Here is a 16205-nt window from a genome sequence, read left to right on the forward strand (position 1 = left end):
CGATCGTTTGCGCTCGCTCCGATATCTGATGTAGTCTGCCATCAGATGGCGCATGCTATCAGATCGAGACGATGTATTTCAGTGGCGCGGACGATGCGCACTTCGACACCACAGGTCGCTGAACTGGTCTTTTGCAGCGGGCACGAGTGCGGCGTTGAGCAGCCTTGCCACTAGACCGCGGCCGCTCATTTGATCGTGCGCACCTGCGACGACGCCCTTCGCACCAGCCTTTTCAAGGAGAGCCTTCCGTGACGGTCATCACTAAATACGCCTACGATCCTGAGCTGGTCGCAGCGGCGGTGGAGCTTCCCAAGCCCGAGTCCAGTAGCGTCCAGGCTGCCCGCGCCCAGCTCGCGGACATGATGAGCCAGTTCCCCGCGCCTGACACCGCCGGGGTGACAATCACGGACCACCTCGTGCCCGGTCCCGACGGCGCCCCCGACGTCCCGGTGCGGATCTACCGCCCCGACTCCCAACCAGCCCCCGTCGGGATCCTCGATGCGCACGCCGGCCGCTTCATCCTTGGCGGCATCGAGGTGTCGCACGCCGGTAACGTCGCGATGGCGCGGGGCGTCGGCGCGGTCGTTGTCTCGGTGGACTACCGGCTGGCCCCGGAGCATCCGTTCCCTGCCGGCCTGGAGGACTGCTACGCCGCGCTCTCATGGTTCTCCGCGCACGCCGCGGAGTTCGGTGTGGACCCCGAGCGGATCGCGATCCACGGAGAGAGCGCAGGAGGGGGCCTGTGCGCCGGGCTGGCACTGCTCGCCCGCGACCGCGGCGGGCCGTCGATCGCCTTCCAATACCTGGCCTTCCCCCAGTTGGACGACCGCTTGCGCACGCCGAGTATGACGGCATTCGTTGACACGCCGCTGTGGGACCGCCCGGCTGCCATCCAGAGCTGGGATGCCTACCTGGGAGCGGGTCACAGCGGTACCGACGACGTCCCGTGCTACGCCGCCCCGGCCAGAGCCACCGACCTCTCTCGCCTGCCGCCCGCCTACATCTCGGCGAAGGAGTTCGACCCGTTGCGCGACGAGGACATCGCCTACGCGACAGCGCTGATCGCCGCAGGCGTTCCCGTTGAACTCCACCTGTTTCCCGGAACCTTCCACGGCTCAGCTGTGATCGCCAGCGCCGAGGTGTCCAGACGAGAGACGACGGAGCGGATCGCTGTGCTCCGCAAAGCCCTGGGGGCGTAGGTGCTGCATCACGAGCAGTCGTCCACCACCGAACTCGTGGAAACCGCAACATGGCTTGACCCGATTCCTTGATGACCTTTGTCCCGGGTTCCGCAGCTGGTAGTCACACGAGATCGCGAATGTGGGTGTTGACCTGCGAGAACGCTCGCTAAGGTGATCAAGGTCGTGTGTCCACGCCCTGATATCGGGATGAGTCAGCTGTTGTCGGGGTTCAGGCTGGCTCGAAGGCTGATACCCGTGCTGGGGGTTTGATCCCGAGTGCCTTGAAGATGGCGGTCTGGGCGGGTGTGATCGGGGTGGTCTGCACGATGCTCCCGGCCGGTCCGCGGGGCGGGGGTTGTGCAGGATGAGGTGGTGGCCGCTCGGCGAACTCCTCGCTGGCGTCGGTCAGGTCCCCGCGATCCGGTCGAATTCGGCGTCGTCGGGGTAGCGGGCGGCGTCAGCGCGGAATGCCGCGACCACGGCTGGGGCGGTCTGCGCCCAGAAGTGATGCATGACCCGATACCTGACGTTGGTGAAGGAGACCAGGCAGTTGCGATCGGTGTCGCCGTAGCCGAACACCTCGCGGGCCGCGTCATTGATGGCGGTGAAGTTCCAGTGCCGGTCGCGCACGTAGGCGGGGCGCGGCGACCAGGCATCCAGCAGCCGCAGCAGTTCCGGGGAGACGAGCCGGGAAGGCGCGGGCGCCGGTGGCGCCATGCCGGACACCGCGTCAAGGGGAAGGAAGTGCTACGGAGCTGGTCGTCTGGCTCTCCGGCCTACGACCTGAGGAGCGGCAGTTCTCGCTTGCGGCAGATAGTACTAAATCGTATAATCCGAAATCGTGAAGTCTGAATCCGTGCTATCTGAATGGTCGGCTCTTCTCGCCTTGCAGCGAGCCACCCATGCCACTCTGCAAGTGCTCGCTGCGGAACTCGTCGACCTGGACCTGACCGCCTCCGAGATCAACGCGCTGGCGAACCTGGCCGACGGCCGAGGCCGGACTGTGTCTGAACTAGGCGCGGCCGTAGGCACCCGCCCCACCACGCTGACCAGCGTGCTGGACCGCCTGGAACGACGCGGCCACATCACCCGCGGCACCCGTCCTGGAGATCGCCGGGCGGTACTCATCGAACTGACCTCGTCCGGGCAACTGGCCGCCACCATGATTCGGCAGGCCATCGCCGACTTGGAGCACCGCGCGCTCGACGGTCTCCCAGATGACGCGATCGCCCACTTGCGCGCTGCCCTGCAAGCCCTGACAGAGGTGCCCTCATGACCAAGCATCCCTCCGATGAACACGTCGTCGGTGCCGCCGACTTCGATGCGTTGATGGCCGAGGTGATGGCGACCGCTGAGCGGTTCGGCCACCGGGAACATGTCCATCTGACGTGGCTGGCCGTGCGACGGGTTGGTGTGTCTGCGGCGGTCGGCCTGGTCAGCGACGGCATCCAGCGCACCGCCCGCTATGCGAAGGTGCCCCAGAAGTACCACGTGACCATGAGCCGGGCCTGGGTTGAACTGGTTGGTCACCACGCGGCCGAACACGGCGAAGACGATTTCACCGAGTTCGCCGGCCACCATCCTGCCCTGCTCGACAAGCGCCTTCTGACCCGCTTCTACCGTCCGGTGACGCTGGCCTCCGCACAGGCCAAGACCAGCTGGGTGGAACCCGACCTCGCTCCATTCCCGTGGCAGGACACGGGCTGGCGACAACCCCAGGAGGAAGGGGCACGGCGACCGTAACCGGGCAATGACGCACGGGTTCCCCACGTTTGAAGGCCGGCTGGACCCGTGCGGTCTGCTCTCACTCGCTCTGATCTGACGGGCCTCTCTCGCCTACCCGGTGTGACTTGGATCGTTTGACAACGTGATTTTGGGATCGCTATTTGTCGTGGTCGATCCTGGCTGGAGCCGTTGTTGAGCCCGATCGCGCTGGCACGGCGTCCGCCTGGCAACGCTGTCGAGTCCACTGAAGCTGTAAGGGATCGACGCGGGAGTCGGGGCCCTTGGTGACCTTGGTGCGATGCCGGACGGTGGCGAAGGTCGACTCGATCGGATTGGTGGTGCGCAGATGCCGCCAGTGCTCGGCCGGGTAGTCGTAGAAGGCCAGCAGCTCCTCCACGTCGTCGGTGACCTTGGCGACGACCTTGGGGAACTTCGCGCCGTAGGCGGCCTCGAAGGCGGCGACCGCGGCCAGCGCCTGGTCCTTGCTCTCTCGGCGTTCCAGATCTCGGCCAGCGCCTTCTTCGTGCCCGGGTGGGCCGACTTCGGCAACGCCCCTAGCACGTTAGCGATTTTGTGAAACCAGCAGCGCTGTGCTCTGGCCTGCGGAAACACCTCGGCCAGGGCCGACCAGAAGCCGAGCGCGCCGTCCCCGACCGCGAGCACCGGGGCGCGCATGCCGCGCCGGGTGCAATCACGCAGCAGGTCTGCCCAGGACTCGGCCGACTCGCGGTAGCCGTCGGCCAGCGCGACGAGTTCCTTGCGACCGTCGGCGCGCACCCCGATCAGCACCAGCAGGCAGAGTTTGTGCTCTTCCAGCCGGATGTTGACGTGGATGCCGTCGGCCCACAGGTAGACGTAGTCGACGTTCGACAGGTCGCGTCCGGCGAAGGTGCGCTGCTCGGCTTTCCACTGCTCGGTGAGTTTGGTGATGACCGGCGCCGACAGGCCGTTGGCGGAGCCGAGGAACTGGCCCAGCGCCGGGACGAAGTCGCCGGTGGACAGGCCGTGCAGGTAGAGGAGCGGCAGTACCTCGGTGATGGCCGGGCTCTTGCGGCACCAGGGCGGCAGGATGGCCGAGGAGAAGCGCCGGCGTTCGCCGGTGGCCTGGTCGATGCGCTTGTCGTTGACGCGAGGGGCGTGCACCTCGACCGCGCCGGCGCTGGTCAGCGCCTGCCGGGGCTGGTGGTGGCCGTACGGACGACCAGGCGGCGGCCGGCCTCATCACGCTCTTCGGCGAAGGCGGCGATATAGGCGTCGACCTCGGCTTTGAGCGCTTCGGCGAGCATCCGGCGGGCGCCTTCGCGGACCAGCTCGTCGATCAGCGCGGGTGAGGGGCCGGAGGCGGACGCGTCGCGGTCGTCCGTCGGCGGGGTCAGGGACTACGGTGAGCACGGGTGTGCCTTCCCGACCGACGTTGGCGCGTCGGTCATGTCTTGAGAACTCGCTTGATCATCGGGAAGGTACACCTCCTCCCGACCGATCCACAGGTCTCAAGCATTGCTCCGACACATGCCGCCCGTCGGACTGTTGAGGTCCGAATCCGGCCAGCCGGGAACGGGTGGACGTCCCTAGGATCAACTCCATGTCAAAGGCCGAAATCTTCGCATCTCTTCACAAAAAGGGTGACCCTCTTCTCTTGGCCAACGCCTGGGATGTCGCCTCGGCGGTCGTCATCGCCGACGTCGGCGCCAAGGCTGTCGCCACCACCAGCGCGGGCGTCGCCTGGTCGCTCGGCGTCCCCGACGGCGCCGATCTGGGGGCGGAGCGTGCCGCCGCGGTCATCGAGCGGATCGCGGCGGCGGTACCCCTGCCGGTCTCCGCCGACATCGAGGCCGGCTACGGCGATGTCGAGGCCACCACCACCGCCGTCCTCCAGGCCGGTGCCGTGGGCGTGAACATCGAGGACGCGTCGGGCGACGGCCTGCTCGACCCGGCCGAGCAGGCCGATCGCCTGGCCGCCGTGCGCGCGGCAGCCGACTGCCTCGGCATATCGGCATGGATCAACGCACGCACAGACGTCTTCCTTCTTGACACCGATAACGGCGTCCAGGAGGCACTGAAGCGCTCTGAGGCCTACGCCGCTGCCGGGGCAAGCAGCCTGTTCGTCCCCGGCTTGACCGATCTGGCGGCGATCACCGAGCTGGCGGCCGGGCCGTTGCCCATCGCCGTCATGGCCTGGGCGGGCACGCCGTCCGTCGCCGAATTCGCCGCGGCCGGCGCGGTACGCATCAGCCTCGGACCCTCGATCGCCCAGGCCTCCTATGCCGTCGTGGCCCACTCGACCGCCGAGCTTTTGTCATCCGGGACGTACGACAAGACCGCCGACGCCCTGCTGTACGAGGACTTGCAGAGGCTCACCCAGCCGAGGGCGTGAAGCGGGCCCACGTGCTCTGCATGACGGGGACCTCGAAGTAGCAGATTCGGGTAGTCGGGGCAGGCGCTCGGTGGCTATGACGATGAGAATGTGTTACGTCATCGCCCGGTGCCTGCTATCTATCGCGTGACCTCTTAGTAGCCCGGTCCGTAAGTCATTCGAGGGCTCACGCGACTGCTGGCACTGCGGAAGGCTGGTTGCCGCAGCCGGCGGGCTGCTGGGAGTGGCACTTCGTCTGTTCATGCCGCTCGATCCGGGCCATCAGGTCATCGAGGTCGGCTGGGGTGAACTTCCATCTGAAGGACCGGGCGGTCTGGTAGTAGCGACACTCTAAGGCGATCAGCCGGTCTTCGACCTGGTCAAGGCCGGTGAAGTCGTTGGACGTGACGACCTGGCGCTGCACGATGGAGAAGAAGATCTCGATCTGGTTGAGCCGGGATGCACCCACGGGGGGGTGGACCATCACTGCGTTGGAAAACCGCGCGGTGAGTTGGTCGGTGGCTGTCTTACCAGGGATCGTCGGGAAAACGGTGGGATTGCGGCCGAGCAAGGCGGTACGTACGGCGGTCACCTGCGAGAACGGTCTCCTGTCTCAGGACTCGTCTCCGTCTTGCGGACACTCTCGTGAGCTGTCAAGGTCACCAGTTATGAGGATGTCGATGTTTATGGTGGCCTTGTAGCTGGTCCGATCAACGATGCCTCTTGCCTGGTACTTGGAGATGGCGCGCTTGTCGACGCGGGGGCGAGTGCGGATACGACAGGGCGGGCATGAGGTGAGCCAGGACTTGTCGGCCGATGGCGCCTACCAGGTCGACGACGGTCTCGGCGAGAATATTCGCTGCGCGGATCACCTGGTCTCGAGCGGCGTGCAAGGCGATGCTGAAGCTGGCTCGGTCCGGATCGAGACCGGGGAGAGTGGCGGTGGCGTCGGCCATCACTGTGCGCAGGAGATGGTAGGTGATGATCTCCTGCTGGATTCCGGCGGGAGTGCGGGCACGCAGCACGCGCCCGCCCAGGATCGTGGACTTGATCTCCAAATAGGCGCTCTCGATCTCCTTCCGCTCGTGATACAGGCGCGTTCGGCATCGGTCTGGGCCTGGCGGGGGCCTCGGCCTGCTGGTCGGCGGCCTGAGCGATGGCGCTGGCAGCGGCCAGCTGCTTGTCGAGGTCGCGGTTGGCCTTGATCAGCTCGCGGTTGGTCGTGGCCAGCGCTTCGGCGCGCTGGTAGTCCTGCTGCTGTTCGCGCTGGGTGTGGGCGGCGGCCGCGCTTTGGTCGGCGGCCTTTTGCTCGGCGGCGCGGCGGCCTTCGTGCTCGACCACTTGCAGGCAGGCCGCCTGCACCTGGCGCTCGCTGTCGGCGTCGCGGGTCATCCGCTCGGCGGTGCGGCGCGCCTGCTCAGCCGCTCCCATTCGGCCACCGCGGCGGCGGCCCGGCGGGCCTCGGCCGAGCGGGCGGCCTCGGCGACGGCTCGGCGGGAGGCCTTGGCGGCGGCGATGCCGGCCAGCGCGCTGTCCCGGACAGCCTGGCCGGCTCGGCGTGGCCCCGCAGCGCCGCCAGGCGGCCTCCAGTTGGGCGCGCAGCTCGGCGACCGCGGCCAGGACCAGGGCGCCGGCCGGGTCGTACAGAGCCAGGGTTCCGTCGACGCCGGCGGAGTGCGCGGCCCGGCGCTCGCCCTGGCGCTGGTCACCGTCGACGACAGCACGACTGAGATCATCGCCTGGTTCCTCGACGGTGGCCGGGAAGCGCGGCGGATGCACCACTCGGTCTGACTCGATAAGAATGGCCGTCACTGACGCCCGCCGTCACAGGCCTATCGGCGAAGCCGCCACCCTTGTGAGAGCTTTTGCTAGGCTGGCTTGGTGCTCCTGGCCAGCCAAGTTGTGATGGCCAGCACCACGGCCGCTGTCATACCGAGCGCCCCCAGGCTCACAATCTGGGCGAACCCGCCCGGCAGCACCGCCGCGATCAAGAATGGCGCCATCGTGACGGCCACACGCCGGCCGACGGGGGAGCGCAGCGCCATCACGGCCACCGTGCCCAGGGCGGCAAGCACCAGGACGACCCCGAACACTCTGGGGATCATGGCGCCGACGACACACGCGATCAGCACCCCGCCCGTCCAGGCGAGCAGCCGGCGGCTGCCGAGCGGGCCCGGGCTGGGCGACGGTGCAAGGGTGAGCATGGCCGCGCATACGCACGCCGGAAGGGTGGTCAGCAGTGCGCTGACGGCGATCAGTGGCTGTCCTGAGGCGAGGAGTACATCGCCCATCACGACGGTACCTTTGGACAGGGGCATAAGTCCGATCGTCGTGTCCGCCGTCTGCAGCGCCACCATGGCCCATGCGCAGGCGGCCGCGGCCCGGCGCCGCCCCAACCATGCCAGCAGCACGATCAGTGCGTACGGCAGGGCGTAGACGAGTCCCTGGAAGCTTTGGTCGAAGGCGAGTCGGCCGGCGAGCGCGGCGGCGCGGAACAGGCCGGCGCCGAAGAGGACGAGGGGGGCGAGGAGGGCGGCGAGATCGACGGCGTGCCGCCAGCGCCAGCGAGAGCCAGGTGAGACCGCGCGGCGCAGCCGGATCGCCAGACCGCCGCGCACCAGGTCGAGCGCGTCGCGGCCGGTCGGCCGGTTTTGCTCCGGGGGTGAGGAGGCCAGCAGTACGGCGAGCATCTCTTCCCCGTGCCGTGCCCGGTGGTCTTTCGGGTACCAGGCGAGCCATCGGCGGTAGCGCCGTTCCCGCGCGGTCACGACGCACCGTCGAGGGACGGCCGGAGGGACGGGAGGCGGCGTAGCCGGGTGGCGGCGGTTTCCGCGTTGCGGCGCAGCCGTTCGACCTCGGTCGCCAGCCGGGAGCCGCCCTCGGCGGTGAGCCGGTAGTAGCGCCGGGCCCGGCCGTCCACGACCTCTTCCCGGTCGCTCTCGATCAGCTGCTCGCCCTGGAGGCGGTCGAGCGCGGCGTAGAGCGTGCCGGCGCGCAGCCGCACTCGCCCGCCGGAGATCTCCAGGACGTCTGTGATGATGCCGTAGCCGTGCTGCGGGCCGGCGGCCAGGGCGGTAAGGATCAGGAACGTCGGCTCTTGTATAGATTTTTCTGGCACATCGTCGATATATATCGATCATCTGCCTATCGTGTAACTGGTTGGGAGACTTCTGAAGACGTTGTGCGGTGTTTTTCCTGATCAGCTGGTTGGAGATCACGCTTTGGGCGTGGTGACACCGTGCCGAGCAGTCGGCAGTCGAGTTTGGCGCTGTCCTCTATCCAGCTGTGTCGGAGCCGTTCTCGTCTTCGGGCACGCCGTAGTGCTCGGCGAGCGTTACGCTGTCCCAGCCGGCCGCGCGAAGCAAGACCGGAACGGCTACTCGTCCCAGACTCCGGTCGACGAAGAACTTACGTGGCTGTTCGGGCGGCGACACGGAGGACGTCTTCGACCTCTTTCTGGCTAGACCGAACTCCTCGGCGACAACATCAACGGGTTCGCCGGCCTGGAAGAGGTCAATGACGGCTTCCAGTTTGGCGCCGCCGTGCGCGAGTCGGGGGCGGCCGAAGCGTGGTTAGATCCAGATCCGCCCTTCGGGCGTGCTCGCGTGGATGAGAATCAGTGAGTGTGCTGCCCGCTGACGTCGGTCCCCTCTGCGCCAAGCTCAAGTGAGACACTCGGGGACGAACAACCCAGACTGGTCTCAGTAGGGCGAGGACAGATACAGAGCAGACAGTGACGATGACCATGCACGACATGCAGGCCGACGGGCCAGCCGGCAGAGGCCCGCGGGGTGACCGCCCCAAACGCCGCACGTTCAGCGCCGAATACAAAGCGCGGATCATCGCGGAGTACGTGGCGGCCGAGCACGGCGGAAAGGGCGAGATCTGCCGCCGCGAAGGCCTGTACGACACGACGGTTAATCGGTGGCGTCGGCAACGAGATGAAGCGGCCCGGCGAGCGCTTGCGGGCGAGCGCTCGGTGCCGACGGCCGAGGCGGCACAGGACAAGGCCGATCAAAAAGCGGCGGCGGCGCGGGCGGCGAAATTGGAGCGGGAGAACGCGCGGCTGGCCGACAAGCTGGCGCGAACCGAAGCGTCGTTGGAAATCGTGGGAAAGTGCACGCGCTCTTGGAGAGCATCTCCGAGAGCGCGGATTCGGACCCTTCGTAGCCGATCTCCGCGCCGAAGAGCAAGAACGGTTGGAGCCGCTGCTCGGTATCAAGGCTTCGTGCCGGATTTCCGGGCTGGCGCGGGCGACGCTGTATCGCCGCCGCGCGCCCCGACCGGCGGGCGGTGCGCCGACCGTGCGACCGTCGCCGCCCAATGCGCTGTCGGCGCAGGAAAAGGCGCAACTGCTGGCCGCGCTTTTCCCGATACGCCCTGACCCAATTACCCAATGTCGTATCGTGCACGCCGATCTCACGCGCTACGGCTGCGATCGACCGGGAGTTCTCCACCACTTCGCGGGCCGCTGTCTCGCGGAACTCCGGGGAGAAACTCTTCCTCTTTCCTGCCACCTACACCCTGCCCTTCCGAGACAAACCCTACTAGGGTCCGCAGTCCGGAAGGTTGGGGGGCAGGTCAATATACCGTGCCTACGGCCTCCCGTACGGCCACTTTGCCCCATGTTGAAGGGCCACCGTACAGGGCAAAGTCACGGGATCGACCCGAGGTTCACGATCAGAAACTTATCGTTGCGGGGCAAGACCAGAAGGCGAGGGTCCGAGCCGGGCAGGTATCTGACCCCAGACGCATCGACCTTCAGATCAACCGCCGTACCGGTCTTGATGTCGTAGAGGGCACTCCATCCTGGACCATCGCCAGTAAGAAAGCGGTCGAGACGGAGGGCCTGCGGGCCCACGGCCGAGAAGGGCAGCGAGACCTTTCTCCCTTCCTGGCCATCGCGTCCCTGGATGCCTGCTTCCGTGGTGTCCGCCAAGCTGCTGATGCACTGCGTGATCCCGCACGCCAATGGTTGTGAGTTCTGCCGGGTTACCGCTGCACGACGCTCACCGCTTTCGACGTTGAGAACCGTCTGGTACGGGGCGCTCCGGTGCTCGCGCGGGCCGGGCGATCCAGCCCATGGCCACTGGAAGATGTGCAAGCCTTGGGTTCCGGCTATTGCCTGTGGGTCTCCCCCGGCGAAGGGGACCTTGAATACACCCATGCTGCCCATGGACCAGGCGAAGCCGTCAGGCAGAACGGTCAGGGCCGTGATGAGCCCGTCACGGGATCGTGGCGGCAGGGGGAATGAGGTGACAATGGCTGGCTCGCCTCCCGACGCGGGGACCGACCACAGGTCGGCGATCTCTTTCCCATCTTTCTTGCGGGCCGTCCACCACGCTATGTGCCCGTTTCCGGCGGTGAAGCCGTCGGCGAAGAGGGAGGTCCCTTGAGGGGTTGGGATATTACTGAGCTTTCTTGTTGTACCATTTTTCAGGTTGTAGGCTAGGACGCTGTCTGCCTTCTCGAATGTGGATTCGGCGGTGATGAGCACCGTGGTCTCGTCGAGGAACGCTCTTGGTCGGACCTTTCCGCCGTCAGGCAGTTTGGTTGGCATCTCATGAGCTGCCTGCGGCCACACGTCGTCGATGCGCTGCTCAGGACTCGTGACGGGGGCGGAAGCAACCTTCGCACCGACGGTGGGCTCGGACGGTGACGCAGGTAAGAAGCGTAAGCCCGCAAAAGCACCTCCGGCTACGATTGCCGTTACCGCGATCGCGGCCGCTGCAGTTCTCCCGCGACTCCGCTTGCGTCTCACGGTGGCATCGCCCAGCGTTTCAAAGGCTTGAGGCATGTCGCCTTCCCTTCGGTCCCTCATCATGGGCTAAACGTATACCCAGCTATCGCAGTTGAATACCCGTATGGTGCCACCGGAGAGCGCATCGCGGTTACACGCTTGGATTGCTATTTCGTAGGGCGAGGCGTTGTAGTCTCTAATGGTGTCGGCACCTGCGGTCTGATCAACATAGCTGGTCAATCCCCACTGATCTCGGCTGCGCAGCCGGACGCCGTAGCCGTCAGCTTCGTAGTCGTAGACCCTGAAGGTAGGCGATCCGTTGGGGCTGTTCGGGATGGTGTCCCAGTAGTCCCCTTCCCCTGAATAATCAGTTGTGGCAGAGACCGCCAGCAGCGCCGCCGATGCCCCTTGCCCAACCGCGAGAACCAGCGCAGCAGTCAGCGGCGCAATGAGCAGCCATTTCATTTTCCTCATGTACGAACAGCCTCCTCAGGCTTCGATGTACGACGAAGAACGGCGCGGCCATAACGCCCGCCGGCGCAAATGATCAATCAGCTGTCGGACTAGATGTTAACAAGCGTTTTACCCAAGAGAAAGCGCAAAGTCAGAGCAACTTTGAACTCCCGCGACGGAATGATCTAAGTTCTCATCGGGCATGGCTGGCGGGCGGGCTTGACAGGTTGCGCGGGTCGGGCCAGGCAGACGCCAAGGCCTTGACGATCGTCTGCCGGCAGACCCGATACTTCTTTTCGATCGCACAGCCAGACATCCCCGTAGGGTGTAGCTCTTTTGCAGTGACTTGCTGAGCTGGGCGTTCGCTGCCCTGGCTGTTGGATCGCATTACCGGCTTCTACCGTGGGTGCAGGCATGCGAGGCGGTGGTGGCGATGGGGTGCTGCGTCACGAAGTGGCAGTACTACGACGCCAGGTCGAACGCCCCAAGCCGGATTGGGCTGATCGAGCCGTCCTGGCGGCGTTGGCCTGGTGGCTGCCGGCAGTGCTGCGCGCTCATCGGCTGGTTGCCCCGGCGACACTGCTGTCGTGGCATCTTTCGGTCCTCGACGAGGATATCGCCGCAACTCCGGGTGGGCCGAGCACGGGCAGGGTGGAGAAGGCCAAGCGCCGCCGTCATGGCCTGCCGAACTTCAAGCTCGTGCGGTTCGCAGACGACTGGTGCCTGATGGTCTCGGGTTCCGAGGCCGACGCCGAAGCACTCCGGGACCAGATCACTGAGATCTTGTTCACGATGGGCCTGCGCTTGTCACAGGACAAGACCCTGATCACTCGCATCGACGCGGTAGAAGGTGCGGGTCGCCGTCCACCATTCCCGGTCGGTGAAACGGCCTGTGATGCGGCCCATCATGCAGAAATAGCTGTGCAGATCCTCGTCGTACGTGTCGTGTCCGGCGAGTTCCAGCCCTTCCGTCAGAGGCTGGTATTCGGGGAGGTCCACGGGTTCACCCGGCTCCTGCGGCGGAGTGACGTCGCCGAGCATCTCACCGTCGTAGTAGAGGTGCAGCGGCGAAAGCCCTGGACCTACTTCCCCTGTGTAGTCGATTTCGAATACCCGTCGCTTTCCCAGATTGGGGAGCCCGAGTGGATGCAAGTACAGGTTGAAAGCGAAGAGGTGTGTCCAACCGGGTGCGTGCGGGCCGATCCAGATCCCCACCTCCGGGTACCCGCGGTAAACGCTGGTCCCCAGGGTGTCCAATCCGCACTCCACGCGTGACTCCGCGTCGACCCCGAACAGCACGGCCACTTCCTCCGGATCGTCACCCTCGACCCAGAGGGCGTGAAATGCGTTCTCCAGTCCCTGCCCGTACTCGGCCAGGAGGTCCCACTGGTTCTCCGCCGGGAGGTCCTGCCTGAAATCAGGTGTCACCGTACGTCCTCTTCTCGTGACGACGGGGTCGCACGGCGCCGGGCCGTGCAACCCCGTTTTTTCATCTGCTAATCGTCAGTCGACGATCTTAACCCAGAATGGGCTGTCGCTGGTCTTGGTGAGAGTGTTGACCGGATCGTAGTTGAGCAGCCGGTAGTAACCGTAGAACATCGCCAACGCCTTACCGTGCAAGTTGTTGTGGCGGTAGCGAACTGCCTGGACCGAGTAGTTAAGCTTGTCCTTGGCCGCCCCCTCCTGGGTGGAGGCGAAAGGATACTCGTCGCACTGCGTTTCATCCCAATCCCAGCCGTACTGCTCGTACACGCCCTGGGTGTAGTACTTGCAGTAGTTGGCCCTTGTCTGCAACGAATAGTTGTTGTCCGCCTGCACCGTGAACGCGAATCCCGAGAAGACCTGTCGATTCTTTCGGTCACTACACAGGTTGAATTCGTAGAGCCGGTCATGTGGTCACGGTGGTCTCCTCGATGATGAGTCCGGTCTGAGCCAGGCAGCCATCGATCAGGTGGGGCCGGTACTGGAGCTTCTTGAGCATGCGCTTGACGATCCGGACGAGTGCGGTCAGGTCGGTGACCACGAAGTTGGCCATGGAGCGCCGCATCAGCGACCAGATACCTTCCGTCGGGTTCAGTTCGGGGGCGTAGGCCGGGAGCTGGTAGATGCGTAACCAGTCGGCGTTGGCCTCGGCGAAGCGGGCCAGTTCGGCGACCAGGTGCACGCTCAGGTTGTCCCAGCACCACACGAGTGGGGTGCCGAGCTGCTGGTGGACGGCGACGATGAGGTCGCGGTAGTCGCTCCAGGTGAAGCTCTTGGGCTCGTTCTTGCGCCCGTGGTAGATGAGTAGCTTGTACATCAGGTGCGGGCGGTGCCCGGGCCGGTAGCAGACCACGCCGGCGATGTTGACCCGGCCGCTGCCCTTGCCGCGTACCGTCACCACCGGGCGGGCGCCGCGTGGTGCCCATGTGCGTCCTTTCGGCGGCCTCAGCCCCTGACCTGCTTCGTCCTCGAAGCAGATGTAGGCGCCCAGGTCCGCCGCGGTGGTTTTACGGCCGGCCACACCTCCTGCTCCCAGGTGGTGATGGCCTGCTCATCGCGTTCCATCGCGCGTCGGGAGGGAACCTGTACCGACCAGTCGTGCCGTCGTAGCAGCTTGCTGACGCCCTCGATGGTGTAGCCGATGTGGAACAGTTTGCCGATCAGCGTCTTGACCCGGCCCAGGGTCCAGCGCTGGTCATCGCCGAACCCGTGCGCCAGCGGGCCCCGGTTCAGCTCGGTCTCCAGCCGGGCCCACTGCGCCGGTGTCAGCTTTTCGCGTGAGACCGGCCCTTTCGAGCGCAGCGCCTCGATGCCGCCCTCGCGCCAGGACTTGCGCCATCTGGCCACCGTCCGCTCGTGGACTCGCAGCTCACGAGCGATCTGTCTGGTGCCGTGCCCGTCCTCGAACCATGCGGCTGCCTGTAACCGCAGCCGTTCCCGTCGTTCCTGCTCTGCGGGGGTGTACCCGCCTCGTTGCCCGTACCGCATACATCGGTCGTACACCAGCAACGGCGCACCGTCACGACTCTATGACTCTACGAATTCAAGCTGTGTACCGTGCCGTACCTGCTCGGGTTCCTACCCTCGCAGAGCCTGGTGGCGATGGGGATCGACGACGCGAAGGTGAAAGGGATCGTGCGCCTCGACCTGGCACAGGACCCTGCCAAGCCCGCAGAGCGGACGGGCCACCTGGCCTATGTGCTGGCGGGTAACGGCATCCACCGGGCGCTGCTGATCGGCTACGGACCTGGTTCCCAGGTCACGCCGATGATGGATGCCGCTCTGGAAGCCCTTCCCGGGGCCGGGATCGGCATCAGCGAGGCGATACGCGTTGACGACGGGCGTTACTGGTCCTACATCTGCACGGATGTCAGGTGCTGCCCTCCGGAAGGGGTGCCGGTCGATCTCACCAGTAGCGTGCCCGCCGCTGCCGCCGTGGTGGCCGGGATGCGCGCGCTTCCCGACAGAGCGGCCTTGGTCGCAACCCTTGACCCTCCCCAGGATTTCGATCAGGACCACGCCCAGAGCATCACACGAGAGGTCTGCGCCCGAGCGAAGAAGGCGAACAGGGAGGGCGACGACTGGTTCGGGGACGGTGTGAAGCGGGTCGTTGCTGCGCTGGATCATGTCCAGGCTGGAGGACACCTCGACGCTGAGACGGTGGCCTGGCTTGGCCTGTGCCTGACCGCCAAGCCGGTACGCGACATGGCCATGACATACGTGCAGGAGTACGACGCAGAGACGCATGTGCGCTTGTGGACCGATGTCGTCCGCAAGGTTCAGCCCGCGTTCGCCGCCGCTCCCGCGACGCTTCTGGCATTCGCCGCGATGTGCCGGGGAGACGGGCCTCTTGCGGGCGTCGCTCTCGATCGGGCCCTGTCGGTCAATTCTCACTACACGCTCGCGCTCCTGCTCGTCGAGACGCTCATGGTGGGGCTGTCGCCGTCCGAGGTGCTCGGACGTGACTGGAGCCAGATGGCCGACAACATCATGGCGCAGGTACGAGAGCGCCCCTCGGCTGCCTGGCCGCTGCTTCCCGAGGGCTGGTGATCGCCCGGTCGGCAGGCTGAACCAGTTGGCCTACGTCGCAGCGCACGACCGATACCGCGAACAACCACCTCGCCGCCGCGCCTTGGAATCGGGCGCGGCGGCGAGCCTCTTCGTTGATCAACCAATGCTGCCCTGACGTGCCGAAACGAAAGGATTCTCGATGGACGGCTGCAACGTGAACGATCTCGTGTCGGAGATTGCCAGGCATCTACACGGCTACAGTCCAGAGACCCTCTGGGGGACGCCGTACCTGATGGGACCCGACGGCGCACGCCTGGCCGTACACCAGCTGATGGACCGGACAGAGTGGATCGTGGTCACAGGGCTCTACCCCGTCGAATCCTCCGACCTACGGCGCCACTCGATCACCGTGGCGACCACGCGCGGGCCGGAACACATCGCAAAGAAGATCACCCGCCGACTCCTGCCGAAATACGTACGTGATCTCAAGCAGCAGGCCAGAGACGCCAAGCGCACCAAGCGGGCCGACCTGGTGGACACCCTGCTGTCCCTGCTGCCCGGGCATGTCGTCACCGCTGCCGACCAGGAAGCTGTCATCCGATGGCGACTTGGCTCCACGTTCGGGGTTTTCGACGAGGTGTGTCAGAGAAAATGCACCAGATCGGGCCGGAAATACCCATCAGCCGCAGGAGTGGTTAAAGGGGATCCTGGCGTAGTTCTCGCCGGGTCGCAACCCGGGCCTCGTGTGCGGCGTCCAGTC

19 protein-coding genes and 1 pseudogene are annotated in these 16205 nt (G+C 65.9%); 8 read left to right on the forward strand and 12 right to left on the reverse strand.

What is annotated here, in order from left to right; genetic code table 11:
* Positions 1 to 248: 248 nt before the first annotated feature.
* The gene (locus ABGB18_RS46005) at positions 249 to 1199 is read left to right on the forward strand and encodes an alpha/beta hydrolase (protein WP_347702030.1); all 951 of its coding nucleotides are present in this window, start codon (positions 249 to 251) and stop codon (positions 1197 to 1199) included.
* 387 nt (positions 1200 to 1586) lie between these two features.
* Here the strand turns inward: ABGB18_RS46005 and ABGB18_RS46010 are convergent, their stop codons facing one another.
* The gene (locus ABGB18_RS46010; RefSeq protein WP_347702031.1) at positions 1587 to 1898 is read right to left on the reverse strand and encodes a hypothetical protein; all 312 of its coding nucleotides are present in this window, start codon (positions 1896 to 1898) and stop codon (positions 1587 to 1589) included.
* A 124-nt stretch (positions 1899 to 2022) separates the two neighbouring features.
* Here ABGB18_RS46010 and ABGB18_RS46015 point away from each other — a divergent pair, with 124 nt between their 5' ends.
* Both ABGB18_RS46015 and ABGB18_RS46020 read left to right on the forward strand, forming a co-directional pair.
* The gene (locus ABGB18_RS46015) at positions 2023 to 2457 is read left to right on the forward strand and encodes a MarR family transcriptional regulator (RefSeq protein ID WP_347702032.1); all 435 of its coding nucleotides are present in this window, start codon (positions 2023 to 2025) and stop codon (positions 2455 to 2457) included.
* On the forward strand, positions 2454 to 2924 hold the full coding sequence (locus ABGB18_RS46020) for a hypothetical protein (protein ID WP_347702033.1): 471 nt from the start codon (positions 2454 to 2456) through the stop codon (positions 2922 to 2924). The genes ABGB18_RS46015 and ABGB18_RS46020 overlap by 4 nt, the downstream gene beginning before the upstream one ends.
* 247 nt (positions 2925 to 3171) lie before the next feature.
* On the opposite strand, the pseudogene ABGB18_RS46025 reads toward ABGB18_RS46020, so the two are convergent.
* Positions 3172 to 4282: pseudogene (locus tag ABGB18_RS46025) on the reverse strand (IS256 family transposase); the annotation flags it as partial.
* A gap of 206 nt (positions 4283 to 4488) precedes the next feature.
* Between ABGB18_RS46025 and ABGB18_RS46030 the strand changes: the two are divergent.
* Positions 4489 to 5280, forward strand: coding sequence for an isocitrate lyase/phosphoenolpyruvate mutase family protein (locus ABGB18_RS46030; RefSeq protein WP_347702034.1), 792 nt, complete (start codon positions 4489 to 4491; stop codon positions 5278 to 5280).
* Positions 5281 to 5446: 166 nt separating this feature from the next.
* Here ABGB18_RS46030 and ABGB18_RS46035 read toward each other — a convergent pair whose 3' ends face one another.
* A complete protein-coding gene (locus ABGB18_RS46035) occupies positions 5447 to 5851 on the reverse strand; it encodes a hypothetical protein (RefSeq protein ID WP_347702035.1) in 405 nt (134 codons plus the stop codon).
* A gap of 118 nt (positions 5852 to 5969) precedes the next feature.
* Positions 5970 to 6317 (reverse strand): hypothetical protein, encoded by a 348-nt coding sequence (locus ABGB18_RS46040; protein ID WP_347702036.1) that lies wholly within the window; start codon positions 6315 to 6317, stop codon positions 5970 to 5972.
* A gap of 232 nt (positions 6318 to 6549) precedes the next feature.
* Here ABGB18_RS46040 and ABGB18_RS46045 point away from each other — a divergent pair, with 232 nt between their 5' ends.
* A complete protein-coding gene (locus ABGB18_RS46045) occupies positions 6550 to 7050 on the forward strand; it encodes a hypothetical protein (RefSeq protein WP_347702037.1) in 501 nt (166 codons plus the stop codon).
* Between the two features lie 77 nt (positions 7051 to 7127).
* On the opposite strand, the gene ABGB18_RS46050 is transcribed toward ABGB18_RS46045, so the two are convergent.
* A complete protein-coding gene (locus ABGB18_RS46050; RefSeq protein WP_347702038.1) occupies positions 7128 to 7949 on the reverse strand; it encodes a hypothetical protein in 822 nt (273 codons plus the stop codon).
* A gap of 74 nt (positions 7950 to 8023) precedes the next feature.
* Entirely contained in the window at positions 8024 to 8377 is a 354-nt protein-coding gene (locus ABGB18_RS46055; RefSeq protein ID WP_347702039.1) for a helix-turn-helix transcriptional regulator, read from the reverse strand.
* 621 nt (positions 8378 to 8998) lie between these two features.
* Between ABGB18_RS46055 and ABGB18_RS46060 the strand changes: the two genes are divergently transcribed.
* A complete protein-coding gene (locus ABGB18_RS46060; RefSeq protein ID WP_347702040.1) occupies positions 8999 to 9643 on the forward strand; it encodes a transposase in 645 nt (214 codons plus the stop codon).
* Positions 9644 to 9913: 270 nt separating this feature from the next.
* Here ABGB18_RS46060 and ABGB18_RS46065 read toward each other — a convergent pair whose 3' ends face one another.
* The 6 genes from ABGB18_RS46065 to ABGB18_RS46090 form a co-directional block, all read right to left on the reverse strand.
* Entirely contained in the window at positions 9914 to 11056 is a 1143-nt protein-coding gene (locus ABGB18_RS46065; protein ID WP_347702041.1) for a hypothetical protein, read from the reverse strand.
* 30 nt (positions 11057 to 11086) lie between these two features.
* Positions 11087 to 11464: a hypothetical protein gene (locus ABGB18_RS46070; protein ID WP_347702042.1), complete on the reverse strand. Its 378-nt coding sequence runs from the start codon at positions 11462 to 11464 to the stop codon at positions 11087 to 11089.
* Between the two features lie 795 nt (positions 11465 to 12259).
* On the reverse strand, positions 12260 to 12880 hold the full coding sequence (locus tag ABGB18_RS46075; protein WP_347702043.1) for a hypothetical protein: 621 nt from the start codon (positions 12878 to 12880) through the stop codon (positions 12260 to 12262).
* A gap of 75 nt (positions 12881 to 12955) precedes the next feature.
* Positions 12956 to 13270 carry a NucA/NucB deoxyribonuclease domain-containing protein gene (locus ABGB18_RS46080; protein WP_347702044.1) on the reverse strand — a complete coding sequence of 105 codons (315 nt, stop codon included), beginning with the start codon at positions 13268 to 13270 and terminating at the stop codon, positions 12956 to 12958.
* A gap of 70 nt (positions 13271 to 13340) precedes the next feature.
* The gene (locus tag ABGB18_RS46085; RefSeq protein WP_347701976.1) at positions 13341 to 13955 is read right to left on the reverse strand and encodes a transposase; all 615 of its coding nucleotides are present in this window, start codon (positions 13953 to 13955) and stop codon (positions 13341 to 13343) included.
* Positions 13880 to 14422: a winged helix-turn-helix domain-containing protein gene (locus ABGB18_RS46090; RefSeq protein WP_347702045.1), complete on the reverse strand. Its 543-nt coding sequence runs from the start codon at positions 14420 to 14422 to the stop codon at positions 13880 to 13882. Before ABGB18_RS46090 ends, ABGB18_RS46085 begins: the two co-directional genes overlap by 76 nt.
* A 69-nt stretch (positions 14423 to 14491) precedes the next feature.
* Here ABGB18_RS46090 and ABGB18_RS46095 point away from each other — a divergent pair, with 69 nt between their 5' ends.
* Complete coding sequence (locus ABGB18_RS46095) at positions 14492 to 15484, forward strand: DUF4192 domain-containing protein (protein ID WP_347702046.1); 993 nt, start codon at positions 14492 to 14494, stop codon at positions 15482 to 15484.
* Between the two features lie 160 nt (positions 15485 to 15644).
* Positions 15645 to 16205: hypothetical protein (locus ABGB18_RS46100; RefSeq protein ID WP_347702047.1), on the forward strand; the 561-nt coding region annotated here is incomplete at its 3' end.

Source organism: Nonomuraea sp. B12E4, assembly GCF_039871825.1.
Classification (GTDB): Bacteria; Actinomycetota; Actinomycetes; order Streptosporangiales; family Streptosporangiaceae; genus Nonomuraea.

Coding starts and splice junctions, on each gene's coding strand:
- ABGB18_RS46010 (WP_347702031.1), bottom strand. CDS start 1,898: ATGGCGCCACCGGCGCCCGCGCCTTCCCGGCTCGTCTCCCCGGAACTG.
- ABGB18_RS46020 (WP_347702033.1), top strand. CDS start 2,454: ATGACCAAGCATCCCTCCGATGAACACGTCGTCGGTGCCGCCGACTTC.
- ABGB18_RS46030 (WP_347702034.1), top strand. CDS start 4,489: ATGTCAAAGGCCGAAATCTTCGCATCTCTTCACAAAAAGGGTGACCCT.
- ABGB18_RS46050 (WP_347702038.1), bottom strand. CDS start 7,949: ATGCTCGCCGTACTGCTGGCCTCCTCACCCCCGGAGCAAAACCGGCCG.
- ABGB18_RS46060 (WP_347702040.1), top strand. CDS start 8,999: ATGACCATGCACGACATGCAGGCCGACGGGCCAGCCGGCAGAGGCCCG.
- ABGB18_RS46065 (WP_347702041.1), bottom strand. CDS start 11,056: ATGCCTCAAGCCTTTGAAACGCTGGGCGATGCCACCGTGAGACGCAAG.
- ABGB18_RS46070 (WP_347702042.1), bottom strand. CDS start 11,464: ATGAAATGGCTGCTCATTGCGCCGCTGACTGCTGCGCTGGTTCTCGCG.
- ABGB18_RS46090 (WP_347702045.1), bottom strand. CDS start 14,422: ATGCGGTACGGGCAACGAGGCGGGTACACCCCCGCAGAGCAGGAACGA.